Source organism: Iodidimonas nitroreducens, from assembly GCA_000710935.1.
Taxonomy (GTDB): domain Bacteria; phylum Pseudomonadota; class Alphaproteobacteria; order Sphingomonadales; family Rhodothalassiaceae; genus Iodidimonas; species Iodidimonas nitroreducens.
The window spans coordinates 1-25,673 of record BAYV01000003.1 but is presented as its reverse complement, the minus strand read 5'-3'; the positions used below and the strand labels follow the sequence as shown (position 1 = coordinate 25,673).

Here is a 25,673-nt window from a genome sequence, read left to right as displayed (position 1 = left end):
TTATGGGTCATGTCCAAGCCAAGGATGGTCCAAGCCTGGGATGGCTGCCCTTTATGGAAGGGAAGCAGCATGGCGCACCAGATCGATAGCGCGCATATTATTGATGCTGTCGGCCCCTTCTGTGGGCAGAGACTGGCCTGCAAAAAGGGCGCGCTTCACCGCCAGTAATTGGCATTCCATCGTTGTGGGGCCGATGATTTCCCCTTCCTCGCTGCCTTCAAGGGTTTCGACGATATAATGATGGCCGCGATCCGGGGCGAGGGGGTTTTGCACAAACAGGCGGCCTGCGCTGCCTTCGATCAGCAGATGATTGCCCCGCTCTGTTTCAGCATCCATCCGCATGGTGATGGCGCATTGGGTATCGCCACAGCTAAATTCCGCGCCCACCGCTTCATCCACGCCGTCTTTCACAATCGCTTCGGCCACCATGTTTTCCGGTTCATGCCCGGTCAGGCTTCGGCACCAATGCAGGGGATAGCAGCCCATATCCATCAAAACGCCCCCCCCCAAGGCCTGATGGCGTCGAAATTCGGATGGGGAGTCGCTGATGGGCGTGCTGAAGGTGGCACTGATATGCTGCAACTGCCCCAATTGCCCGCTTTTGACATGCGCCAAAATCATCGAAAACAGCGGATGATAGCGATAATGAAAGGCTTCGATCAGCCTTTTGCCGGTTTTGCGCGCAACCGCAACCATGGCGCGGGCTTCCATTTCATCAAGGGCGAAGGGCTTTTCACAGAGCACATGCTTGCCCGCCTCCATGGCCTTGATGCACCATTCGGCATGAAAAGCGGGCGGCAGGGCATTATAGACCAGATCCACCTGTGGGTGGGTGACAAGGGCAGCATAATCATCGGCCACCTCGAGGATGCCATGCTCTTCGGCAAAGGCTTCGGCCCGGCTTTTATCGCGGGCGGCGATGGCCATCAGATCAATATCGCCATGCAGCGCCGCGGGCTCAACTATGGCCCGTGGGGTGATGCGTGCGGCCCCCAAAAGCCCGATGCGCAGAATCTGCGCTGCCCAGTCTTTATTTGGCCCGTCTTTATTCAGCGTGTCTTTATTCATTGGCGGGTGCTGTGGCATCATTCTGCGCCTTGGTTGCGTGATCTTCAACTGCCCGCCACAGGCGCATCAGATTGCCACCCATGATTTTTTCGATCCCGGCTTCATCATAGCCGCGCTGCAAAAGCCCTTTGATCAGATTGGGGTAGGCCGACACATCCTTCAGCCCCACCGGCAGGCTATCGCCTACGCCATCATAATCCGATCCAATACCCACGGCATCGATCCCGGCGATTTCAACCACATGATCGATATGATCCAGCACATGGGATAAGGTGGCAAAGGGATAGGGGTTTTCGGCGCGATAACGTGTCTCGAAAGTGGTTTCCAGCTCTGCGCTTGCCTCTTGTTCGGTTTCTTCAAGCCAGGCTTCATAGGCGGTATCGCGGCGTTTATTATAGCCATTGGCGGCTTCGGTGAGAAAGGCCGAACCGAAATTGATCATGATCACGCCCCCTTTGGCGGCCATGGCCTTGATCATGTCATCCGCCATATTGCGCTCGAATCCCGGGGTGAAATGCCGGGCCGAGCTATGGGTGGCCAGCACCGGTGTGGCGCTTTCAGCCATCACATCCCAAAAAGCCTGATCCGATATATGCGAGACATCGATCATGATCCCCATGCGGTTCATGGCATGGATAAGGGTTGTGCCAAATGCGGTCAGCCCATCATGGGGGCGGGCCTCATCATAAGAGCTATCGGCGATATGGTTGGAGCGCGAATGGGCCAGGGTGATATAGCGGATGCCGCGCTTATAAAAATGATCGAGCAGATCAAGGCTGCCCGCGATAGGGGCGCCATTTTCCATGCCCAAAGGCAAAGCGATCCTGCCCGCTGCCCGGGCCGCCATCACTTCATCAGTGCTGTGGGCGATGGTGGCTTGATCGGGGGCTGTGGCTATGATCCGCTCCACCAGATCGATCATTTGATCGGCATGGGCCGTGGCTTTGCCCGGCGCCTCGAATTCATAATCGGCAGGGGTGTAGATCGACATGAAAGCCACATCGAGCCCCCCCGCAAAAGCCCGGGGGACATCGAAATCACCATCAACCGTGGGCCGGGTCACATCTTCATAAAGCTTATGCAGCCGATAAGGCACATCGATATGGGTATCGGCGATCAGCAATTCCTGCGCCAGTTTATCGGCACGGGCTTCAAGACTTTGCGACCCGACGGATGCCGGATCGCTGTTTTGATCGGATGTGGTGTTTTGGGGGGCCTGATCGCACGCCGCGAGGACAAAAAGCCCGCATAAGGCAATGAGGGGGGATTTCATTGGGTGTCCTCCATATCCTGTTCGCGGATGGCGCGAAATTCCGATCCTTCCTTCCATAAGGGCCAGCGATCTCCATAAGCCAGTTGGTGGCCGATATCGTAAAACAGCAATAAATCCTCCACCGCCCCCGATAAATCCCAGTTCGGATCATATTCATCGGCGGGCTTGTGATAGGCCCGATCGATATAATCCTGCTGCTGCGCCAATCCCCATTCGCGGCCATGGGCGCGGCTATCAACCCCGCTATCGGCATAAAGAGCGGGGATACCCACCTTGGCGAGGCTGAAATGATCGGAGCGATAAAAATAGCCATTTTGCGGGGTGGGTTCGGCAACCACAACGCGATCCTGCTTTTGGGCAGCGGCTTCCAGCATATCCTGCAGATCATTCTGCTGCCAGCCGATGAGGGTGACATCCTTCGTCGGGCCATGGATATTCAGCCCATCCATATTGATCGCGGCCACGGTTTTATGGGGGGCAAAGGCAGGACGGGCGGCATAATAAGCCGATCCCAAAAGCCCTTGTTCTTCTGCTGTTACCGCCAGAAAGGCAACGGACCTGCGGGGCGGGGTTGGGGCCTTGCTGAAGGCATCGGCCAGCAGCATCAGCCCTGCCGTGCCCGTGGCATTATCAAGCGCCCCATTATAGATTTTATCGCCCTTCAGGCTGGGATCGGTGCCCAGATGATCCCAATGGGCCATATAGATCAGCGCTTCATCCGGCACGCTGCTGCCTTCCCGCACGGCAATCACATTATGGGATGTGGTATGGCGCACAGTGCTTTCCAGCCTCGCTGAAAAGGTGACGGGCAGGGGGGTGGCCTTGAAATCGGGGGAAAGGGCGAGCGCTTGGGCCTCATCCAATGTCAGATCACCACGTTGGAGCAAAGCCGTGGCAGCGGCCAAAGAAATCCAGGCCTCCACGGCCACCCGGCTTTGGCCCTTATCTGCTGAAACGAGGCTGAATTGCGGGCCGGACCAGCTGGATTGCACCACATCCCATGGATAGCCTGCGGGGTCTTTTTGGTGGATCAGAATGGCGGCAGCGGCGCCCTGGCGGGCGGCTTCCTCGAATTTATAGGTCCAGCGGCCATAATAGGTCATCGCCTTGCCATTAAAGATTGCGGGGTCGCCGCTGGCATAGCCCGGATCATTGATCAGCATCAGCACGGTTTTACCCCTAACATCGATGCCTTCATAATCATTCCAGCCATAGTCTGGCGCGTTGATGCCATAGCCCACGAAAACCACCTCCGAACCCTCGACTGTGATCTCGGGCTCTTCGCGCAAACTCCAGGCCAGAATTTGGCTGCCATAGCCCATCCCTAAGGCCTCACCCTCTTTGGTAAAGGCGGCATGAAAGCGGCCCCCTTTGGGATTGACAGTGATTTCAGCCAAGGGAACGGGCTGAACATAACTGTCGCCAAAACCCGGCTTCAGGCCAAGCGCGCGAAAATGCTGCTCCAGAAAACCGATGGTTTTTTCTTCGCCTTCGCTGGCGGGGGCCCGGCCCGCAAATTCATCGGATGCAAGGGTCGCGGTATATTGATGCAGGCTGCTGGCCATGGCGTTTTGATCAAGCGCCTGATTGCCATTTTGGCCGCCAGTTTGATCGCCAGTTTGGTCGCAACCGGCCAGCACCAAAAGGCCCGCACCCAAAAGCCATGCTTTCAACATTTCTCGTTCCTGCGTGATGATTAAAACTTATTGAGAGGTTTGCAGGCGGATGCGCCAAGGTCAAGCGGCCATTGTGATCTCATTCACGTGCCCAGCCTTATGGCCTGCATGAATTGCTTATAATGAAATGCTGGAAACGCCGCTTATTTTATGCCTTAATCTTTCCAAATGATCAAAAAAAATGAAGCTTTCGATCAAAGTTGCACCGGGGTGGGAAGGGGCTACCCACAAGGAAAGACAGGGCGGTTTTATCATTGTATAAAGGCGCAGGAAATCAGGGCCGCACAGCGGTTTAACAAAAATGGAGTGTGCTATGCTTGTGGGTGTTCCCAAGGAAATCAAGAATCTTGAATTTCGTGTCGGTTTGACGCCGTCCAGCGTGCGCGAACTGATTTCCCATGGCCATCAGGTCATCGTGCAGAAATCCGCCGGGCATGAGATTGATCTGGGCGACGCGCTTTATCAGGCGGCAGGGGCCGAAATCGTTGATAGCGCGCAAGAAATCTTTGCCCGTGCCGATATGATCGTGAAGGTAAAGGAACCGCAGGCAGCGGAATTGAAAATGCTGCGGGAAGGCCAGATTTTGTTCACTTATCTGCATCTGGCGCCCGATCCCGATCAAACCCGTGGCCTGCTCGATTCCGGCGCCATCGCGATTGCCTATGAAACGGTGACCGATGCCCGGGGCGGCTTGCCCCTGCTGGCCCCGATGAGCGAAGTGGCGGGCCGGATGTCCATTCAGGCGGGTGCCCATTGTCTTGAGATGCGTCAGGGTGGCCGTGGGATGCTGCTGGGCGGGGTGCCCGGCGTGCCTTCGGCCAATGTGGTGATCATCGGCGGCGGTGTGGTGGGCACCAATGCGGCGCGGATGGCCATGGGGATGGAAGCCCATGTGACCGTGCTGGATAAGTCCATTCGCCGCCTGCAGGAACTGGATTTCCAGTTCGGCTCGAAATTGAATACCGTTTTTTCCACCGTTGATGCGGTGGAAGAACATGTGCTGGGGGCTGATCTGGTGGTGGGGGCCGTGCTGGTGCCCGGTGCTGCGGCGCCTAAAATCGTCAGCCGCGAAATGGTCTCGCGCATGAAGCGCGGCTCGGTGCTGGTGGATGTGGCCATCGATCAGGGCGGCTGTTTTGCCACATCCCGGGCCACCACCCATAATGATCCCATCTATCTGGTCGATGATGTGGTGCATTATTGCGTGGCCAATATGCCGGGTGGGGTGGCGCGCACATCCACTTTTGCCCTCAATAATGTGACCTTGCCTTTTGCTCTCGCTTTGGCAGACAAGGGCTATAAAAAAGCCCTGAGCGATGATCCCCATCTGCGCAATGGGCTGAATGTGCATCGCGGTCATCTTACTTATGAAGCGGTGGCACAGGATCTGGGTGTTGATTATGTGTCTGCCGAAAAGGCCTTGGGGGCCTGATCGGTTTGGCGCCCTTTCTATGAATATGGGATAAGGGATGGCAAAGCCGCAGATTGCCCTGTTCACCATGGGTGGCACGATTGCCATGACCAATGGTCCGGATGGCGGGGCGGTGCCCAGCCTTGATGGGGCGTCGCTGATTGCGGCGGTCCCCGCCCTTGGCGATCTGGCGGATATTTCCATCACCGAACTGGCGCGGCTGGGCAGTGCCAATATCGGCTTGCCGCAGATCATCCATCTGGCCCGCCTTGTCAAAAAAGCGGTGGCCGATGGCATCGATGGCATTGTGGTGACCCAGGGCACCGATAGCCTTGCCTATAGCGCCTTTGCCTTATCAATGCTGATCAATGTGCCGGTACCGGTGATCTTTACCGGGGCCATGCGGCATCCCGCCATGCCATCGGCAGATGGGCCAGCCAATCTTCTGGCAGCCATGCGGGCGGCCTGTTCCCCGCAATTGCGCGGCTTTGATGTGCTTTTATGCATGAATGATGAACTGCATAGCGCGGTTTTTGCCCAAAAAACCCATATGAGCAATCTGGCGGCTTTTCAATCGCCGGGTGCAGGCCCTGTGGCCTGCCATAGTGAGGGGCGCATTCATGTGCTGGCCCGGCCTGTGGCTTTTGCAAAGCCTGATATGGGCGATGATCTCAGTGCCGACCAGTTGCCCGCTGTGGCGCTGCACATGATTGCTTATGGCAGCACGGGGGCGGATTTGATTTGGTCCAAAAATATATCCGGGTTGGTGATCGCGGGCTTTGGCGGTGGCCATGTGCCGGAATCGATGGTTGATAATCTGGCTGATCTTGCCGCCACCATGCCGGTAATTCTGGCCAGCCAATCAGGCACCGGGCGGGTGCTCGAATCAACCTATGGCTATCGTGGCGCTGAAATCGATCTTATTGCGCGGGGGCTGATACCATCTGGCTTTTTCTGTCCGCAAAAGGCTTTTATTCTTCTGAAAATTCTTCTCGCCAAAAAGGCTAAAATTGAAGGGATTCGGGCCATTTTCCAGCAGCGTCCAGCTTTGGCTGGGTGAAAATGCTAACACTTTGTTTATTCCTCGCCGCTAACTTCAATCAATAGGGTTCAAAAGACCAACGCCTAGAAATAAAGTGTCATAAGATTGAAAATGCTCATTCGTCTGGTCGCATCATTGCAAAGTCCTTTAAAGGACTATTCATGAGCATGTCTGTTTTCAAGACAGATCTGCCCGAAGCCAGACCCGGTTTGGTGCGCGCTTTGCTATGGGCCAGCAACCCGGATGAAGCCATGATCTTGTCTCGGGAATTGCGGGCCAAGGGTTTTACCAGCTTTGCCACTGATGCCCAAAGCGTGGTGGGGGTTTTTGCCAATGATGTGGCGCTTTTGGCTCATGTTTTGGGGGAACGCCTCGATCTGGAACAAAGGCAGACAACCAAGGCCCTTGTTTTGAATGGTAAGGCCCCGGTTTTATCGGATTTTGCCAATATCCAGACGGTTGAGCATTTCGTTCATCATCATTCTTCGCGTTGGCTTGTGAAAATGCTCGATGATCGGCGGTTTAAAAGCCAGGTGCAGCCGATTGTCGAGGTGAATGGCCGGGCGGTGATGGGCTATGAATTTCTGTTTCGCGGTCTGCGCGATGATGGCACCATGGTGCCACCCGTGGAAATGTTCACGGCCGCGCGCGAGCCGAATTTGTCGGCGCGTCTTGATGCGGCAGCCCGTGATTGCGCCGTGCGCACGGCGGCACGCTTTGGAATACCGGAAAAATTGTTTATCAATGTTTTGCCCACCAGCGTTTCTTTGGGCCAATCGGCCTTTACCGATACCCTTGATCTGATCGAGGCAGCGCAGATCCCCCCCAGCCAGGTGGTTTTTGAAATTGTTGAAAGCGAAGCGGTGGCCGATATTTCGCTGCTTTCGCGGATGATCAATTTTTGCCGCAATGCGGGCTATTCCATTGCCCTTGATGATTTTGGCAGCGGGTTCAATAATCTGACCATGCTGATCGGCCTTAATCCCGATTATATCAAGCTGGATAAAAGCCTGATCTCGCGGATCAGCGATGAACCGCCGATCTGGAATCTGGTGGCCAATATGATTGATGCGGCCAAACAATCTTCAGTTCAGGTGATCGCCGAAGGGGTGGAAGACGAGCGCACCGCGCGGCTTTTAAGCGCCTTGGGTGCTGATTATATGCAAGGTTATCTGCTGGGCCGCCCCGAAGACCGCCCCAAATTGCTGGATTGAGGCGGCCTTTGAAGTCGGTTTTCAGGGAGCCTTATGCGCTGTGCTCGCATGATCCATAATGTGATAGATCACATTCTGTTCCAACACGCCGCCCGCCAGATGCGCCCAGGGGCCGGTGGCAAATAAAGCCACATCCTCGCCCGCATGGGTTTCCGATGGTAAGGGCACCAGCGCCTGCTGCTGATAGCCGGGGGCTTTTGTGTCATGCTCTGCTGGATCGGGGCGCTCTCCCTTGATGGCGCCGGGGCCATTCCCATAGCCCAAAGTGGTATAGGCCTTGCCGTCCGCGGCCAGGGCCGGTTCATGGGATGGGCTGCCATCTTTGGCTGGCGGCGATACCAGCCCCAAAATGGGATTGCCGCGCGCCGGATAGCCCGCCATGGTGAAAACATGGCTGTGATCGGCGGTGACAAGGATCAGCGTTTCATTGATATCCACCTTATCCAAAGCGGTTGCCACGGCCCGGGCAAAGGCCTGCCCATCTTGCAAGGCATTGAAGGCATTGCCGCCATGATGGGCATGATCGATCCGCCCGCCTTCCACCATCAGAAAATAGCCCTTGTCGTTTTTCCTGAGCATATCGATGGCGATGCCGGTCATGTCGGCCAAGGATGGCTCGCCCGGCCCGGTTCCTTGCTCCAAATCCTTGGCTCTTTGGGAGTCAAATTTCATGTGCGAAGGCTCAAACAGCCCGAGCAGATGATCGGTTTTTGCAAGATCAAGGGCGCTGAGTTGATCAAGCGATGTGACAAAAGCCGCGCGATCATGGCGCTGCAGCCATTCCTGGGTGAGATCGCGACCATCGGCGCGATTGCCGCTGCGATCAGGATATTCGGGGTCTTTTGTTTCTTTGGGAAGGAACTGCCCGCGCCCGCCGCCCATGGCAACCGTTAGCCCCTTGCCATTTTTTGGGCCAAAATCGAGGAGTTGGGTGGCGATATCCTTGCAGCCTGCGGCTTTGGCTTCGGCGGGTATGTCGGTATCATCTTCCCAATCCCGCGAAGGGCTATGGGCATAGACGGTCGCCGGTGTGGCATGGGTCAGCCGGGCAGTGGTGACAACGCCAATGGATTGGCCCGCCTGCGCGGCCTTTTCGGCAAAGCTTGATCTTTGGCCCGATGGCCAATCACCGCAATGGCCCACGGGATGCCGGGCTGCCATATTGATCACGCCGATATTGGTTTTCACCCCGGTCATCATCGCCGATGCGGTGCCTGCGGAATCGGCCACCTGTGCATTATGATTATAGGTTTTAATGAGCGCGCTATGGGGGAAGCGTTCATAGGGCATGATATTTTCTTCACCGCTTTCGCCGCGTGATTGCCCATCATAAATGCGCATGGCGGTGAGGGTGGAAATACCCATGCCATCACCAATGAACAGGATGATGTTTTTGGCCCGGTTTTCGTTTTTCTGCACCGTCAGGCGCTGTTCGATGGCGGATTTGCCCGCCACCCACCAGGGGTCTGCGCTGAGATCGGTGCTGGGATTGGGGGCCGTATTCTGGGCCTGTGCCGGGTTTATGGCCAAAAGTGCGATGAGCGCAAGGGCGAAGGCGCCGCCTGTGTAGCATTTGGACTGTGTGAGCCGGGGGCGATGATCTGTCATATTCATGATCCGCTTGTGGTCAGGTCAAAATCCGGGGAAAAACCCCCATTGAAAAAGGGTAAACAGATAAATCAGGCTGATCACGATGATCATGGCCTGAAAAATCCGGGTGCCATTGTTTTTTATAGCAGCCAAAAACTGCCCATGACCAATGAAAGACTGATGACGCCCAGAGCGGATCAATATGGCAAGGCGGATCAGCATGGCGAGATTGGCCAGATTTATAAAAAGTGCCAAAAGCGCACCATAGCCAAGAACGGGAAGAATGAGCGGGGCAAAGATGGGGCGGGCGGCGGCGATCAGCAAAATTGTCAAAAAGAAAAGCCACAAGACTGATGACAGAATCATTCCGATATGCAGCGCTTTATGTGATGGGGTCTTGATCAGTCGCGCGCTGTTTCGGCAGGCGATCAGCAGGCTGATCACAGCCAGCCCGGCAATGATCAGGCTTTGCCATAGGAACCAGGCAGGCGTGGCGGCCCAGCCGATTTTGCGGGCGGGATCAAGGCCCGTTTCATCGGTTAAAATCATCTGCCCGGATCGACTGATCCCTTTCCTGCTGATTTTTTTGAAGGCGCGCGGGGCTTCCAGCCCCTCGGCTTGATAGAGTGCCGGGCCAATTGGATGGTATAATTGGGCCTTGCCCCCATCATGATCGGGTTGATGGATCAAAAGGCCATTGGATTTGCTTCTCTCTGTGTCAGACGGGGCTCTCACCTCGATATAAAAATCGCTAGGTGACACAATCCCGGCCACCGAGCGTAAGGGCTTGGAAAAGGGGCGATAAAGCCCGATCAAATCACGCTGATCCGTTGTATCAGCAGCGGCGCTGTCTGCCTTAAGATCATCCGTAGCAGAGAAATAATGATCCACCAGAAGGGGCGGCAAAGTCTCAACAAGGCTTGCCCCGCCGGGCAGGGTGGCGACTATAAAGATGCCAAGGTGCAATTCAGGGACCATCACCAGATTGGCGTGAACCATTCCCTTTTGCCCGCTTTGGTCGCTTTGGCCCAAGTGACTTCTATGGCCAAGACCACGAAAGCCGCCGGGCAGATTATACTCCATCAATCCATGGGCCATCCCCACCACAAAAGGCGCATTTTGAAACTGCGGATCAAACATACGCTGCGCTGTTTGGGGGCGCAAAATCCGCCCATTTCGCCATTGCCCATCAGCCAGAAAGGCCCCCATCAACCGGGCTAGATCGGTCGCCGTGGAGGAGAGCGCATGGGCAGTGCTCATGTGGCTATGGGTCATATCAAGGGGGGCAAAAATATTCTGATTGCTATAATCGGCGATAGAAAGCCCGGTGATCTGGCTGATGATCGCAGCGCCAAGGGCGGCATTGTGCTCGGAATAAAGGGCGATTTCTCCCGCTGGGCGGCGCTGATTGGGCCTGCCCGCGCTCTCAAATCCGGCGCTATGGCTTATCAGATGGCGGATCAGGATCGGCCCGGTGGGATCGATTTCAAGCTGAAGCTGTGGGGGCAGATGCCGATTGATGGGATCATCAAGGCTGAGATAGCCGCTTTCCTGAAGCTGCATGATGGCGATCCAGATGATGATATCCGATAGGGCACCCATCGGAAATCGGGTCGTTTCGGGATCGATCAGGTCACCATCGCTTTTCGTGCCATAGCCTTTGTTCAATAGAATTTCATCATCCTTGATGATCGCGATCATCGCCCCTGAGATGTGATCGCGGGCCATCGCCCCATGCACCACCCCATCGATGAAAGAGATAACGCCATTGATATTATTGAAATTGGGCCGGGCGTGGGCCAGGACCAGCGGGGCTTCCGACACCGGTGGCGGCGGAATGGCCCCGGGGGAATAAAGCTGGCCATCGTCTGCTTTGGTCTGGCTATCGTTATTATTCTGCGCCCCTGCCTGCGCTGTTTCGCGGTTTTGGGCCTGTGCCGGAATGGGGGGCCAGACGAAAGCCGCAACCATAAGAGCATTGAAAAGCAAGACATATGAACGCAAGGCGGATGTCATCAGGGCTGGTTCCTTGATCAGGTTTTCATGGCAGCTTTAAAATCCAACCCCGATCAGCCGGAACCCGCCGCAATAGAGGGGATTAAAAAGATGCATCCAGCCTATCATATGCTAGATTAAGACCGAAACAGGGCCAAGCCTTCATTGGCCCTGCAGTGATGAACCCTGTCTTTGAAAAGGATGGATGGGATGGCCAGCCGGATGCAAGCAATTGATGCCGATCAAACGATAGAGGCCTATCGGGCAGCCATGAATGATGTTTTGGCGGCGCAGAAAAAAGCCTTTCTTGATGAGGCGCCGGTCTCAGTGAAAAGCCGCATCAGCCGCCTTGACCGAACCCTTGCCATATTGGTTGATCATCAAAATGAACTGTGTGCGGCAATGGCACAGGATTTCGATTCTCGCCCGGTGCTGATGTCGAAATTCACCGATATCGCTTCGGCTGTAAAGGCCCTGAAATTTGCCAAGAAACATCTGCGCTATTGGATGCAGCCGGAAAAGCGCGGCCTTGAATTTCCCCTTGGGCTTTTGGGGGCATCAGGGCGGATCGCGTATCAGCCGAAAGGCGTTGTGGGCGTGATCAGCCCATGGAATTTTCCGGTCAATCTGACCTTTGCGCCCCTGGCCGGGATTTTGGCAGCGGGCAATCGGGTGATGATCAAGCCATCTGAATTGACACCGGCCACCTCGGCTTTGATGGAGCAGCTTTTCAGCGAGTATTTCGATGGCGAGGAAATTTCCGTGATCACCGGCGGGGCTGATGTGGGTCAGGCTTTTTCCTCCCTTGCCTTTGATCATCTGCTGTTTACCGGCTCCACCGCTGTGGGCCGCCATGTGATGCGGGCGGCGGCAGATAATCTGGTGCCGGTGACTTTGGAATTGGGCGGCAAATCCCCTGTGATCGTCTCGAAAAGCGCCGATCTCGACCAGATGGCTGAGCGGGTTTTGACTGGCAAGCTGATGAATGCCGGGCAGATTTGTTTGGCCCCGGATTATCTGCTGGTGCCACAGGATCGGATGGCCGCCTGTGTGGAGGCTTTGGAAAAAGCGGCCGCCCGGCTTTATCCCCACATGGATCGCCATCCTGATTATACGGCCATCATTAATAGTCGCCATCACAGCCGCTTGCAGGCCCATATCAAGGATGCCCAGGAAAAAGGCGCGCGTCTTTCAGTGTGTGGATCAGATGGCCAACAAAAGCCCGATGATCAGCCGAACACCACCATGCCCCTTTATATACTCAGCGGTGTTGATGATCAGATGACGGTGATGCGCGATGAGCTTTTCGGCCCGATCCTGCCCCTTGTGGGCTATCAGTCTATTGATGAGGCCATCGCCTATATCAATGCCCATGATCGGCCTTTGGGGCTTTATTATTTCGGCCAAAATCAGGCCGAGGAGCGCCATGTGATCGCGCGCACGACATCGGGCGGGGTGACGGTGAATGATGTTTTGTGGCATGTGGCCCATGAAGATCTGCCCTTTGGGGGCATCGGACCCTCGGGCATGGGATCTTATCATGGGGTGGAAGGTTTCAAAAGCTTCAGCCATGCCCGCACGATCTATCGGCAAACGGGCTTTAATATCACCAAATTGATTGGGGCCCTGCCGCCTTATGGTCAGGCTTTGGCAAAAACCTTGCGCTTCCAAATCAAGAAATAGATGATGCCGATGGTAGGCTTTTATGGCCTTTTGATGCGGTGATCAGGCAATGAGGAGATAGGTTATTTTTATGGCAAAGCGCAGGGCTGCCGCCCTTTTGTTGATGCTTGGCGTGTTTATGCCTTTTGCGCTCAAGGCGCAGGATGGATTGGATCAGGCGCAGGCTTATGTGGATGCGGTCAGCGTGCCCTTATTTGAAGCCGCCCGGATCGAGCCTGAACTGCGCTTTCCCATCAGGGTGATCGAGGATGAACGCCCGGTGGCTGTGATGTTGGGCAAAAGCGAGGGGCAGATTTCCACTGCGTTGCTTTTGCTGGCGGATCAAACCGAAGAAGTGGCCGCCGCTTTGGCCCGGATCATTGCCGAACAGCAGATCGATCCCCGGCGATCGACCGGCAAGCGGGGCTATAAAATGAAGATGCATGCGCCCGGAGATGATCGCTTGCGCGGGTCTTTGACTAGCGTGGATGAAGCCTTTGCCCGCTCATCGGAAAGAGCGGCGCGAGAAACCCTGAAAAATCGGGAAGGGTTTGGACCCGCGACCGAGGAAATCCGGGTGCGGGCGCGTGATCTTGACAGTTTCGTGGTTGAATTGCTGCGCAAGGCCGATGCATCGGGGCGCCCCTTGATGACCTTATATGAAAAAATGTCGCGCATGGGGGCCGGATTGTTCGAGCGCGATGATTATGATGGCCGTATGGTGCTGAATGAGCAGATAAAGTGGCTGGCGGATCGGGTGGCCATGGATGCGGATGCACAATCCAGCCCGATTTGGCAGGCGATGGATGATGATCTGCGGGCCGTGCAGCAAAGCCTGAAAGCCCAATGAAGCCCCAGTGAAGCCCCAGTGAAGCCTTGTCAATCAGGACTGCAACAAAAACCATTGCAGGGCGATCACGGTTTTTGCATCCTGAAGCCGGTTTGATGCCAGCAAAGATTTGATCTCATCGAAAGGGATGCGAACGATCTCGATATGTTCTCCGGGATCGGTGCCGCCCCCTTTATGCACAGCTTTGCTATGATCGATGGTGCCAGCAAAGATAAAGCTCCGCTCGGTGGAATAGCCGGGTGTGGGATAGCACAAGCTGATCAGGGTCAGGGGGCCGGGGGTGAGCCCCGCTTCCTCGATGGCTTCTCGATGGGCCGCTTCTTCCGGTTTTTCCCCCTCTTCGACCACTCCGGCGACGATTTCCAATAGCGCACCGGGGCCTTTTTCATAGGTCGGCCATCTGAATTGCTCGACTAAAACCACCTCTCGATGGATCGCGTCAATCAGCAAAACCGAGGCCGCATCGCGCCGATTGAGGCGCATCAAACGATGGGGGCCGGAGATGCCCTGATCCTTGAATTCAAAGCTGATCTCGGCGCTTTCGATCTTTAGATAATCGTCAAAAAGGCAATTTTGGTTTTCGATTTTCATGCAAATCCTGAGCATGAGGAGAGAAGGCGTGCCGAGCGGAAAAAGGGTTCTCGCTGCTCAGACCGATGAGGGCTCCGGGGTATGCATTCAGTCTTGATGATTCGTTCTGTGGTTTATTGGTCTCAATCTTGTTTACTGAACGTTGTTAAAGATCCGTTTATAATAAGCAAATTATTTTGAGAAATATCATTATCCATTACGGTAATGAAATTATTAATCATCACAATCAATTGATCTTGACCGATGGAACGTGCGTAACGTAGCTGCTTGGTGCTCGTGCAGACAATCTGCATGTTTTTTTTCAAAAAACTTATGAAATGATTCCATTGATGGAGAGAAAAATATTTTTTCAGCACTTTGCCCATTTTTTGCTGGCGGCGCTTATGATGTTGACGCCCGCTTTGTCTTGGTCTGCTCAAAGCCCTGAAAAGGCTGTGCTGGCTGATGATTTATTAGATAAGATCATGGAGCGGATTGAAAATGGTCGGCATATCCTATCCCAGGCTTATCTGGATGATGAGATCGCCTTGGTCGATCAATTTCAGGGCAGGGCGCAAAGGCTCCAAATCTTCAGGGTCGCTACTCTTTTTTCCTGGCTTGAATTGCAAGAGGAAAGCCTCATCTGGGCCAATCGCCTGATTTCCGATGCGCGCATGGCAAAAGATCAGGAGATGGAATTTCTGGGCCAGATTGCGCTGGTTTATGCCAATGGCTTGGAAGGTGGCTATCAGGCGGCCTTGGAAGTTTTGGACGTTTATGAAGAAGATGCCAGACTGAAGAGTGAGCCTGTCGCGACCGTTTATGCCAGTAGCCGGATGGCCGCATTATATCCTGTGATTGGGGGAATGCAGCAGGCTCTTGGAATGCTGGATACTGGCTTTGCGTATCTGGATGAGGTGGAAGATCAGCAATTACGGTCGTTTCTTCGTCTCGATCTGCTCAATATAAGCGGTTATGTGATGACCAGTCTCGACGATTTTGAAGGGGCCGCCCGTTATTATCTGAAGGCGCTGGATGTGTCTGATCAGCTTGGGGTGCGAGGGGATGGCGAAACTATCCTGTTCAACCTGGCAAACACTGCAGCGACTTTGGATGATCCACAAAGAGCGGTGGAAATTTACCAGAATTTACTGGTCTTTCTTGAGGGGGAACAGCGCAGCGACAGCTTTTTCTATGTTTATTACGGACTGGCTGAAGCCTATCATAAGATGGAAGATTATGAGCGATCGGTTTCATGGGCCGATAAGGCTTTTGCCACCCTTGAACCCAATGCGCCTTTTTCGGCAGATCTGGCGGTGACCCAGGCGCTGAATTTGATCGAATTAAACCGCTTGGAGGACGCTAAACCCTATATCCAAAAGATGCGCGATTATATTGCCAATAATCCTGAATTAAAGGGATCGGAATTTGCATCCTTCCTTCCCCTGCTGCTATCGCAGCTTGAAGCGACGCAAGGGCAATATGAAGACGCTTTGAAATACCATATGGATTATGTCGCCCAAAAGATAAAAGCGCTGAACAGCATGTATACAGGGGATATATCCGGCTTGCGAATGCGTCTTTATGAAAAGGTTGAAGAAGAACAGACGAAAAGATTGGCGGCAGAAGCCAGACAATTTCAAAATGAACAGCGCCTGAAGTTGCAACGTTTATGGCTGTCTGTCGCTGTTTTCGCGGCACTGATCGCCAGCATTTTATTTGTTTATCAAAAGCGAATGAATAAAGCCCTGAAACTGAGCCAGGCGCGTGCCGAGGCAGCCAATGCCGCAAAAAGCCATTTTTTGGCACAGATCAACCATGAATTAAGAACTCCCCTCAATGCGATCATCGGTTTTTCGGAAATGGCAGTCAATGAAGTCCATGGGCCCATTGGGAATCGTCATTATCTCGACTATGCCAAATCCATTCATCAGGCTGGCCATAATCTATTATCAGTGATCAGTGATATTCTTGATCTTTCATATATTGGGGGCTGGGAAAATGATCTGGACGAAAAGCGATGCAAGGCTGATGAACTGATCGCGGAAGCCCTTCAAAAGGTGCAATCGCAGGCGAAAGCGAAAGAAATCGCGCTTGTGGTGGCTAATATGTCCGCGCCTTTGCAGTTTTCGTCCATTGAATTGCTGATTGATCGGCATTTGATCTGCAAGGCGCTGCTCAATCTTTTGTCGAATGCGGTGAAGTTTTCGCCATCTGGAACCGAGGTGCGGATCACGACCAGCTTGCTTGACGATGGGTCCTTTCGCTTATGCATCGAGGATAAAGGCATCGGCATGTTGGAGCATGATATCGAGCGCGCATTGCAGCCTTTTGGCCAGATTCAGAATGTTTTAACCCGTAATCACGAAGGCGCGGGTCTTGGTCTGCCTTTGGTGGCGGCCTATCTTGATCGCCATGGTGGCAGCTTGAGCATTGAATCGCAATTGGCTGAGGGCACCAAAGTCTTTATGACCCTGCCACCGGATCGTGTGTTTGTTGTGCGCGCGGATGCTGTTAAAGACAAAAAAACAAAGATGGGCATTCTGATGGGCGCCTGACCCTGATTTTGGCAAAATTTTGCCCGTGATCGAATTTGCCCGTGATCGAAGGAGTGGCGGATGCGGCTCGGACATGCTCTTTTCTGTCTCGGATTTTTGGGGCTTGCCGCTTGTAATGATGAAGAGGTGCGCTTTTGCAAGGCCTGGATCGCCTCTGCTTATGCTGATCAAAGCCTTTCATGGCTGGATGTTTCCATAAAAACTCAACCGCTGACAGCATTTGAAGCACAAAAAACCGTTTTCCCCAATTATGATCCCCATACCCACTTCAAAAGGCGACCCGATCATATCCCCTCGATTTTATATGCTCTTGAAATCCTTCCCGCAGATTTGCGCACAATCAGCATAGATTATCGCTATCAACCGAATGAAGTGGGGTTGGGCGGTTCGGCTAACGAACCCATTGAAGAGCAAAAATCCTGCCGCTTTCTGCGCCTTGCGGATCGACCGCAGGATGTCTCGCACGCGGCCCTGGTCAAATTTTCCATGGAAAGCGCTCTGGACGGCAAGGAGGCGCGCTGTTGCATCAAGGTCAATGAAAATGTGCGCTGAGCGAGCCGTTTCGAGATAAGCGGATGCCGCCTTTAAACGAGTGCCCTTATGGCATCGTTCAATCCGGCCAGGGTCAGGGGAAACATTCGATCTTTCATCAGTTCGCGGATCATCGTCAGCGATTGGCTATAAGACCAGTGCTGGGCCGGAATCGGATTGAGCCACACGGCTTTGGAATAAATCCCCAAGGCCCGGCGCATCCAGGTTTCCCCGGATTCTTCGTTCCAATGTTCCACCGAGCCGCCGGGATAGACAATTTCATAGGGGCTCATCGAAGCATCACCCACAAAGATCAGCTTATAATCAGCGGGAAAGCTGTGTAAAATCTGCCAAGTATCGATGCGTTCCTGATGGCGGCGGCGATTATCTTTCCACACGCTTTCGTACAGGCAATTGTGGAAATAGAAAAATTCCAGATACTTGAATTCGCTGCGGGCTGCGGAAAATAGCTCTTCAGTGATTTTGACATGATCATCCATCGATCCGCCAACATCGAGAAACAGCAGGATTTTGACGGCATTATGCCGCTCAGGCCGCATCTTGATATCCAGATAGCCCTTTTTCGCGGTCGAGCGGATGGTATCATCAAGATCAAACTCATCCAAAGCCCCGGTGCGGGCAAATTGCCGCAAACGGCCAAGGGCCACCTTGATCGACCGGGTGCCCAATTCGACCTGATCATCGAAATTGCGAAACGCCCGCTTGTCCCAAACTTTGATGGCGCGGCGATGGCGGCTTTCCTTTTGCCCGATCCGCACGCCTTCGGGATTATAGCCATAGGCACCGTATGGCGATCGACCGGCGGTGCCGATCCATTTATTACCGCCCTGATGACGCTCTTTTTGCTCTTCAAGACGTTTTTTCAGGGTTTCCATGATCTGATCGAAATCGCCCAGAGATTTGATCTGCTCCATTTCTTCCGGGCTTAGATGCAATTCCGCCAGTTTTTTCAGCCAATCTTCAGGCAGATCGATCTGATCACTATCACTCAGCAGATCCAGCCCTTTGAACACATGGCCGAAAACCCGGTCGAATTTATCAAGATTGCTTTCGTCTTTCACCAGAGCCGCCCGGGATAGATAATAAAATGTCTCCACCGACCAATCGGCCAGGCCTTCATCCAGGGCTTCCATCAGCATCAGATATTCCTTGAGGCTCACCGGCACACCGGATTGCCGCAGGCTTTGGAAAAAATGGATGAACATCAGGAGCGGTCTCCAGCGATCAGTTTTCAGCGGTCAGTCTCCAGCGATCAGGCTGGGGCAATCATAGCCCCGGACGGGTCAGGGATGAAAGGGCCGGTTATTGGATCATCACCTTATTGGCAGGGTTGACGGGAGGAGATCGTAAAACTGTTCTAAAATGGGACAGCGCCGTCAGCTAATTTTACAAATCAAAAATACTCGTGCCATAAAGGGGAGGGGAGGGAGATTAACTTATTGTTTATGAACAGCTTTCATCCAGATCGCGAAATTGGCCTGTATCTTGCTGTGATGGGGGTGAATCTGGGGCGCTTGGCGTGTTCAGGCATGGACAGTTAAATTTCTGAGCCGAAAGGTCAAATGGGGGCGAAGATGACAGCTTTAGGGATGAAAAGGGGTGCGGCATCCGTTCTGGCGGCAATCCTGTCTGGCATGGTGATGGCCGCGCCGGTGGATGCTGCGGTTATTGCCAGCCATGATTATAATCTGTTCAGCCATCCCGATGGCAATCAGGCCCCCCCGATTTATGGCTTGCGCCTTGATGGGATCGAGCGCTTTCTCACCGGTGGCGGCCGGGCATCCGATGTGTGGACCTTTGCCTTTACCAATGTGACAGCAAGGCTTGAAGTGCATGACGATTCGGCCCTGAACAGCTTTCGCATCATTGGCCTGGGTGAAGGCGGGCGGGATTCGGGGGGAGGGTCTTATGTCGCTTCCGCCCCGGTGAGCTTTGATTTTACCTATCGGGGATTTGCGGCGTCGGCTGATTTCGATCCCCTCAATCCGGGGATCCAGATTTTTGGCGATGGCGCAGGGGCCAGTTCCAAGGGAACCGGCAAATTAAGCTTTTTGGATTCTGTTTTGGGTATTGATGCCGGCCAGCAGGTGCAGCTGATTGCCTGGGGCGATCAATCGGGCCGGCTGTTCAGCTTTTTATCCAATAATCACCGGCTCGATTGCCCGGAATCGGTGCATTGCGGCTTTCCCGTGGGCTGGGGTTGGCTGGGGCTGACGGATGGCGCGCAACGTGTGTCTCATGTTTCCTCACAGGATTTTCTGTTTGCCAGCCGCTATGTTACCGATGTGCCTGTTCCCGCGAGCGCGCTTTTTTTCATCGGAGGGCTTCTCGGTCTTGGGATGATGAGCCGCCGCAAGCGCTGATCAAGGCGTTCTGATCACCATCCGCACCCGGCTCGCGATTGTGTTTCATCACCTGGCGAGCCGGTTATGATCTTGATCATGGGCGCAGCCTTTAACTGGCGAGAGCGTTGGCAGTTTCAGCACCCTTGGGGCTTTTTCTGTCCCCGGAATTTGCAGAAGCTCTGTTTTCACCCTGGCTTTCTTCATCGGGATCACGCAAAACATAGCCACGCCCCCACACGGTTTCGATATAGTTTTCACCATCGGTGGCCGATGCCAGCTTTTTTCTCAGCTTGCAGATAAACACATCGATGATTTTTAATTCCGGCTCATCGATGCCGCCATAAAGATGATTGAGAAACATTTCTTTGGTGAGGGTGGTGCCCTTGCGCAGGCTCAAAAGTTCGAGCATGGCATATTCTTTTCCGGTCAGATGCACCCGATTGCCGCGCACATCAACGGTTTTAGTATCCAGATTGACCGAAAGCTTGCCGGTTTTGATCACCGATTGGGAATGCCCCTTGGAGCGGCGCACAATAGCGTGGATGCGGGCCACCAGTTCTTCCTTGTGAAAGGGCTTGGTCAGATAATCATCGGCACCAAAGCCCAGGGCCTTCACCTTATCTTCCATTTCCGATTGCCCCGACAAAATCAGGATCGGTGTATTGACCTTGGAAAGCCGCAACTTTTTCAGGACATCATAACCATGCATATCCGGCAGGTTGAGATCGAGAATGATGATGTCATAATCATAAAGCTTGCCCAGATCGAGGCCTTCTTCGCCCAGATCCGTGGTATAAACATTGAATCGCTCAACCGAGAGCATGAGTTCGATGCTTTTGGCTGTGGTGGTATCGTCTTCGATCAATAGCACGCGCATGGTCTTCTCTCCTGTGCGCTACCGGAACATTTCTTGTTCTGGTTCCCTGTTTTGTGGCCACGAGAGACGACAATGCCCCCGCTTCGCCTTCATCCGTCATCGGCCTTATGCGTTAAGACCTTTAGATTTTTCGGCTCTCAGATTTTTCAGGCCATCGCGCATAAAATGCTTGCTGCCCCTGAGTCGCCCCCTCATTAATCAAAGTTAACAGGCGATTTATTAACAAATTATAACCTTAATAGAAACGACCGACCGCAAAAAGCCTGAAATTGCGTTATTAAACATAGTTTACTTAGGTTTAAGAAAATGCGCACAGGATGGCTTTTCAGCGTGAATGGCCCGCATTGGCCGCTTTATCTGCATTTTGGAATCTCCTGACATGGCTGCGAGTCTCAAAAGTCTGCATATCGGAATCAACCGGATTCAATCTGATCGCCGCTATGGCCGGGTGGTGGCGGTACGCGGCTTGCTGGTTGAGGTGGCGGGCGCAGAACACAGCCTGTCTGTGGGATCGCGGGTGATCATTGAAGCCCGGGATCGCCGCCTGATCGATTGCGAGGTGATCGGCTTTGGCGATGAGCGGTCGCTGGTGATGCCCTTCACCGGGCTGGATGGTGTGGGAATCGGCTGCAAAGCTTATGTGGGGGAGCAGGAACCGGCGGTTTATCCCTCGTCCGCATGGCTTGGCCGGGTGGTCAATGCCTTTGGGCAGCCGGTGGATGGCAAGGGCCCCTTGCGGGAAAGTGGCGAACCGGCGCTTTTGCGCGCCCGCCCCCCGGCGGCCCATGAACGGCAAAGGGTGGGGGCCAAGCTTGATCTGGGCGTGCGCGCCCTCAATAGCTTCGTTTCCTGCTGTTCGGGGCAAAGAATGGGGATTTTCGCGGGGTCGGGTGTCGGGAAATCGGTGCTGATGTCGATGCTTGCGCGCTATACCGCCACCGATGTTGCGGTCATCGGCCTGATCGGCGAGCGCGGGCGCGAGGTACAGGAATTTATTGAGGATGATCTGGGCGAGGAGGGGCTGGCACGCTCTGTGGTGGTGGTGGCCACATCCGACGAATCGGCCCTGATGCGGCGGCAGGCGGCGTGGCTCACCCTCACCTTATCGGAATATTTTCGCGATCATGGCCAGCAGGTTTTGTGCCTGATGGATTCGATCACCCGCTTTGCCATGGCCCAGCGTGAAATCGGCCTTGCGGGGGGCGAGCCACCCACCACCAAGGGCTATACCCCCACCGTTTTTACCGAATTGCCGAAATTGCTGGAGCGGGCAGGGCCGGGGCCGCGCGGCGCGGGCTCGATCACCGGGCTTTTCACCGTGCTGGTGGAGGGCGATGATCATAATGAGCCGGTGGCCGATGCGGTGCGGGGCATATTGGATGGCCATATCGTGATGGAGCGGGCGATTGCCGAACGCGGCCGCTATCCTGCCATCAATGTGCTGAAATCTGTTTCGCGCACCATGCCCGGCTGCAATAGCGACGCGGAAAACGAGATCGTGCGGGAGGCACGCACCAGCCTTGCCGCCTATGCCGATATGGAAGAAATGATCCGCCTTGGCGCTTATCGTCGGGGGGCGGATGCGGTTGTGGACCGGGCCATGGATCTGATGCCCCAGCTTGATGCCTATCTTAATCAGAAAAAAGACGATCAAACCAATCTTGCCGATGGCTATCAACGTTTGGCCGATATTCTTCGATCATGAAAGGTGAGCGATGAAGGGTCTGGATGGCATGATCCGGTTGTCGAAATGGCAGCTTGATGAAGCGCGAAAGGAACTGGCCGGGGTGCAGGCCGAGATGAATGAGATCGATGCCCAGCTTGCTGCCCTTTCAGGCCAATTGGAAAAAGAAGGGGCTTTTGAAGGCGATGTGCTGGCGGGCCTTTCTTTTGGGGCTTTTGCTGCCGCCACATTCGCCCGCCGTGATGCGCTGCTGAAAAAGCGCCATGGCGTGGAAAAACAGCGCAATGCCAAGGAAGATGTGGTGCGCGAAGCCTTTCAGGAACTCAAGAAATTCGAGATTTTGGCCGAACGCCAAGCCCTGCGCCAAAAAGAGGACGCGGCCAAGCGCGAAACAGCCATGCTCGATGAAATGGGCATCCAGCGCCATCATCGCGATAAGGAACGCGATAAGGAATAAGGTGCTTATCCTTTATGATAAGGGGTGGCGAATCGGCTTGGCTCCTATTCCCCATGCCGGTTCTGCTCAGCCTTTAAAAGGGCGATATTGCGATTATTCACCTTGAAAGCAATGTCGAACAAATCCCCCGCGATGGGAATGCTCCCCAGCAGAAAATCGATCCCGATATTGGCCAGCATCTGCGCAATCACCCGCTTGCGCGCACCCATATGCACGGCTTCCGCCACCAGATAAAGCGACACCAACGCCATCACGGCATCGCCAATGCCGGGGATCAGGCCAATGATGCCATCCAGCCCCACCCGCACCCCAAGGCCGGGAATGCGAAAGCGGCTGTCGAGCAAGTCCGCCAATCCCTCCAGCCGCTTCAATCGCTGGTCCATGCTCTTTCCTATGCTGATGGCGTCCAAGAAATACGGAATTTTCGCCGGATTGCAACGCCGCTCAAAAACACCAATAACAAGGATAAAACCGATTGAAACGTGGAAAGAACCTTCAGCCAAAGGGGCAGGCCGGGGCTTTGAAAGGCCGCCGCCAGGCGCGGCACCGTATCGGGAAAGCGGACATCCCAAACCGCCCCCGGCTTGATAAGATTTTGGATGGACAAGGCAAAAGCATCCCCAAGGGCGGGATGGGGCGCGCCGTCGAGGTGGAAGCAAAGGGTGCCACTGCCAAGGCTGGCGCATAAAAAGGCGGTCGTCCAAATCACCAGAAAAAGCCCGAAAAGCCAAACAAGCGGGCGGCCGATGGAATGACCATAATCGGCTAAGGCCCAATAAACATGGCTCGATAGCGCCTCCATCCGCTTGATAGCCGGGCGGTGCCGCCGAGCAATCAATTCATAACGGAAATAGCGCCGCTCCCGTGATGAGTCGGCGATCTTTTCCATTTCCTGTTTCAGAACCCGGCAGCCGCCTTCCAAGGCACCGAAATAGGCTTCTCGGGCTTTATCCTCTCCCTTCACCTCACCTTTGACCGCATGTAATGCTTCATCCCAAAGTTCTGTGGCGCGGTCTTCACCGGGATCATGCAGAATAAGACTTTTGGCAAAGCGGGCTTCATTGAAAGTGGCGAGGCTGGAAATCTCCACGTCTCGGAAACTGACCAGTTCGCGAAAGCGGGTGGCGCGAAAGCAGTTGAGGCTTTCCATTGGGGATTGGGGAAGTTTACAATCTCTAAAAAAGGCCGCGCCTATGAATTCAGCACCTTCAAATGTCGTCTTGCCTTTGAATTCTGCCTCCTTAAATGAAGCCCGATCATCAAAAGTGGCCTCATGAAAGCTTGCCTTTTGGTGGAATACGGCAGATCGGAAAGTGACATTCTTGCCAAAACGGCAACCATCAAACCGCACATTCCCTTTAAAAATGACATGATCGAAATTCGCATCATCACCAAATTCAGAACCAGTGAAATCAACGTCAGAATAAAAAATGGATGTCCCAGAAGGAATATCTTCAAAATATGATTTACTGAAACTTAGACCACGGGAGAATGTACATTTGATAATAGAAACATCTTTATAAAAAAAGTTGTCTATAAATTGACAATTTTCACCAAAAGAAGTATTTTTTATTTGGAAATTTCCAAAAAATTCATTTTTTCTAAAAATAGCACTTTTTTCTAATAATGAATTATTTATTTTAAATAAATCGTAGAAACTTGATTTTTCAAAATATGCGTAATTTTTAAAATTTGTATCATGAATGCGAATTTCCTCAATTACTAAGCTATTCATAAATTTAAATATTTTTTTAAATTTACTAAATGATACTGACACGATTTTGAATTTATATTTATTGAAATAATATTTTATATCAGGGTGAGAAAAATTCATATTCAGGATTGATGTTTTTCCAAAATCAAAATCCATATCTAACAGAATTCTGTTTGTTAATTGGATGCTAAAAAAATCAAATATTTTTTCTGTCCTTGATCCTTTTAAATTGAGTTTGAATTTTTGATCCGCAAATATGTTTAAAGGTTCATTATTTGCTGTCTCTAGACGTGCAAGCAGTGCCCTTCTCAGCGCAGGGTGGGAAGAGGCCTCTGTTTCGGCAAGATGGATGATGTGCCACAGCTTGCCATCCGCCCCCGTTTTTAGGAGCCCTCTTGCCAATAACGCATCATCACTCAGCAGACGCTCTTCGCCATCGGCGATGCCGATGCTCCATCGCCAGTAATCTTGAATCGTTGCTTCTTTCCAATCTCCATAGCTGATTTTGTGCACATTTCCTTCGCCCGGGAAACCAGCCGGGGCCATCCAGCGCTTCAGTTTTTGCGCTTCTGAAGCCAAATCGCCCAAGTGCCAGCCGGCATCGGCCAATCCCTCCCAAGAAAAGTCCATCGCCTCCCAATCCGCTTCCCATTGGGCGAGGGCTTTGGCCTTCCGGGTCTCCACCTCTTCATCCGTCAGTTTCTGGCTCATATCCGCGCCCCCCCTATGAAAACCCTCATCTGCCTATCCTAGGGCCTGATCAAGGGCGATCAAAGTCTACCCCCAGCGCCACGACCGGGAAAGTCGCTATGCGCGCAATGATCTCGGAAAAATGGCGCGCCCGCATTTTATCCCTCTCGCCATATTCGATCAGAAAGGGCGGCTTATGGGAAAGATTCAGCGCCGCAAACGGGGGAAATGATAGGCTTTACCATAGCAATCCCATGCCGAGGACTGCTGGCCGGAATGGCGAAAGAGGGCGATGTCAAAAAACTTCCAAAAAGGGTTTGACAGGCCATGCCAGCATCCATATAACCCGCCCTCACCGCTGCGGAGCACACGGCTTCGAAACACGGCGGCGCCTTGGAAATCAAGGCTTTGATCTTTGACAGTGTTGATGAGAGAAGGGAGATGC

Annotated in this window: 20 protein-coding genes and 1 pseudogene; 10 read left to right on the top strand and 11 right to left on the bottom strand. The window is 53.6% G+C overall.

Annotated elements, in window-relative coordinates; all coding sequences use genetic code 11:
- Positions 1-51 precede the first annotated feature (51 nt).
- From AQ1_RS00780 to AQ1_RS00770, 3 genes are read right to left on the bottom strand one after another with little or no spacing between them, the layout of a single operon-like run.
- Positions 52-1,068, bottom strand: coding sequence for a Gfo/Idh/MocA family protein (locus AQ1_RS00780; protein WP_161760352.1), 1,017 nt, complete (start codon positions 1,066-1,068; stop codon positions 52-54).
- A complete protein-coding gene (locus AQ1_RS00775) occupies positions 1,061-2,341 on the bottom strand; it encodes a dipeptidase (RefSeq protein WP_042082963.1) in 1,281 nt (426 codons plus the stop codon). Before AQ1_RS00775 ends, AQ1_RS00780 begins: the two co-directional genes overlap by 8 nt.
- On the bottom strand, positions 2,338-4,017 hold the full coding sequence (locus AQ1_RS00770; protein ID WP_042082962.1) for a M28 family metallopeptidase: 1,680 nt from the start codon (positions 4,015-4,017) through the stop codon (positions 2,338-2,340). The genes AQ1_RS00775 and AQ1_RS00770 overlap by 4 nt, the downstream gene beginning before the upstream one ends.
- A 313-nt stretch (positions 4,018-4,330) precedes the next feature.
- On the opposite strand from AQ1_RS00770, the gene ald reads away from it, so the two are divergent.
- The 3 genes from ald to AQ1_RS00755 all read left to right on the top strand — a co-directional run bounded on the left by ald (position 4,331) and on the right by AQ1_RS00755 (position 7,684).
- On the top strand, positions 4,331-5,449 hold the full coding sequence (gene ald / locus AQ1_RS00765) for an alanine dehydrogenase (protein WP_042082961.1): 1,119 nt from the start codon (positions 4,331-4,333) through the stop codon (positions 5,447-5,449).
- Between the two features lie 37 nt (positions 5,450-5,486).
- On the top strand, positions 5,487-6,488 hold the full coding sequence (locus tag AQ1_RS00760) for an asparaginase (RefSeq protein ID WP_042082960.1): 1,002 nt from the start codon (positions 5,487-5,489) through the stop codon (positions 6,486-6,488).
- A 143-nt stretch (positions 6,489-6,631) separates the two neighbouring features.
- Complete coding sequence (locus tag AQ1_RS00755) at positions 6,632-7,684, top strand: EAL domain-containing protein (protein WP_081836960.1); 1,053 nt, start codon at positions 6,632-6,634, stop codon at positions 7,682-7,684.
- 21 nt (positions 7,685-7,705) lie between these two features.
- On the opposite strand, the gene AQ1_RS00750 is transcribed toward AQ1_RS00755, so the two are convergent.
- Entirely contained in the window at positions 7,706-9,292 is a 1,587-nt protein-coding gene (locus tag AQ1_RS00750; protein ID WP_052370653.1) for an alkaline phosphatase, read from the bottom strand.
- Between the two features lie 24 nt (positions 9,293-9,316).
- Positions 9,317-11,290 carry a serine hydrolase domain-containing protein gene (locus tag AQ1_RS00745; protein ID WP_042082954.1) on the bottom strand — a complete coding sequence of 658 codons (1,974 nt, stop codon included), beginning with the start codon at positions 11,288-11,290 and terminating at the stop codon, positions 9,317-9,319.
- Between the two features lie 189 nt (positions 11,291-11,479).
- On the opposite strand from AQ1_RS00745, the gene AQ1_RS00740 reads away from it, so the two are divergent.
- Together AQ1_RS00740 and AQ1_RS00735 are read left to right on the top strand one after the other, a co-directional pair.
- Positions 11,480-12,952, top strand: a complete 1,473-nt coding sequence (locus tag AQ1_RS00740) for a coniferyl aldehyde dehydrogenase (protein ID WP_313979440.1) — start codon at positions 11,480-11,482, stop codon at positions 12,950-12,952.
- A gap of 70 nt (positions 12,953-13,022) precedes the next feature.
- On the top strand, positions 13,023-13,781 hold the full coding sequence (locus tag AQ1_RS00735) for a hypothetical protein (protein ID WP_042082952.1): 759 nt from the start codon (positions 13,023-13,025) through the stop codon (positions 13,779-13,781).
- 33 nt (positions 13,782-13,814) lie between these two features.
- Here AQ1_RS00735 and AQ1_RS00730 read toward each other — a convergent pair whose 3' ends face one another.
- Positions 13,815-14,372 carry an NUDIX domain-containing protein gene (locus AQ1_RS00730; RefSeq protein WP_052370651.1) on the bottom strand — a complete coding sequence of 186 codons (558 nt, stop codon included), beginning with the start codon at positions 14,370-14,372 and terminating at the stop codon, positions 13,815-13,817.
- Positions 14,373-14,755: 383 nt separating this feature from the next.
- On the opposite strand from AQ1_RS00730, the gene AQ1_RS14290 reads away from it, so the two are divergent.
- On the top strand, positions 14,756-16,909 hold the full coding sequence (locus AQ1_RS14290) for a tetratricopeptide repeat-containing sensor histidine kinase (RefSeq protein WP_161760349.1): 2,154 nt from the start codon (positions 14,756-14,758) through the stop codon (positions 16,907-16,909).
- Between the two features lie 60 nt (positions 16,910-16,969).
- Positions 16,970-17,461: a hypothetical protein gene (locus tag AQ1_RS00720; protein WP_042082950.1), complete on the top strand. Its 492-nt coding sequence runs from the start codon at positions 16,970-16,972 to the stop codon at positions 17,459-17,461.
- 32 nt (positions 17,462-17,493) lie between these two features.
- On the opposite strand, the gene AQ1_RS00715 is transcribed toward AQ1_RS00720, so the two are convergent.
- Positions 17,494-18,666, bottom strand: a complete 1,173-nt coding sequence (locus AQ1_RS00715; RefSeq protein ID WP_042082945.1) for a vWA domain-containing protein — start codon at positions 18,664-18,666, stop codon at positions 17,494-17,496.
- Positions 18,667-19,035: 369 nt separating this feature from the next.
- Here AQ1_RS00715 and AQ1_RS00710 point away from each other — a divergent pair, with 369 nt between their 5' ends.
- Positions 19,036-19,824 carry a VPLPA-CTERM sorting domain-containing protein gene (locus AQ1_RS00710; protein WP_161760347.1) on the top strand — a complete coding sequence of 263 codons (789 nt, stop codon included), beginning with the start codon at positions 19,036-19,038 and terminating at the stop codon, positions 19,822-19,824.
- Positions 19,825-19,996: 172 nt separating this feature from the next.
- Here AQ1_RS00710 and ctrA read toward each other — a convergent pair.
- Positions 19,997-20,683 (bottom strand): annotated as a pseudogene (ctrA, locus tag AQ1_RS00705) (response regulator transcription factor CtrA); the annotation flags it as partial.
- 379 nt (positions 20,684-21,062) lie between these two features.
- Here ctrA and fliI point away from each other — a divergent pair.
- Positions 21,063-22,388 carry a flagellar protein export ATPase FliI gene (gene fliI / locus AQ1_RS00700; protein WP_042083088.1) on the top strand — a complete coding sequence of 442 codons (1,326 nt, stop codon included), beginning with the start codon at positions 21,063-21,065 and terminating at the stop codon, positions 22,386-22,388.
- A gap of 10 nt (positions 22,389-22,398) precedes the next feature.
- Positions 22,399-22,824 carry a flagellar export protein FliJ gene (fliJ, locus tag AQ1_RS00695; RefSeq protein ID WP_042082939.1) on the top strand — a complete coding sequence of 142 codons (426 nt, stop codon included), beginning with the start codon at positions 22,399-22,401 and terminating at the stop codon, positions 22,822-22,824.
- A gap of 44 nt (positions 22,825-22,868) precedes the next feature.
- Here the strand turns inward: fliJ and AQ1_RS00690 are convergent, their stop codons facing one another.
- The 3 genes from AQ1_RS00690 to AQ1_RS15380 all read right to left on the bottom strand — a co-directional run.
- The gene (locus tag AQ1_RS00690) at positions 22,869-23,207 is read right to left on the bottom strand and encodes a DUF4112 domain-containing protein (RefSeq protein WP_042082938.1); all 339 of its coding nucleotides are present in this window, start codon (positions 23,205-23,207) and stop codon (positions 22,869-22,871) included.
- Positions 23,208-23,215: 8 nt separating this feature from the next.
- Positions 23,216-25,249: a pentapeptide repeat-containing protein gene (locus AQ1_RS00685; RefSeq protein ID WP_042082936.1), complete on the bottom strand. Its 2,034-nt coding sequence runs from the start codon at positions 25,247-25,249 to the stop codon at positions 23,216-23,218.
- A 186-nt stretch (positions 25,250-25,435) separates the two neighbouring features.
- On the bottom strand, positions 25,436-25,673 hold a 238-nt coding region (locus AQ1_RS15380; RefSeq protein ID WP_042082934.1), incomplete at its 5' end, for a hypothetical protein.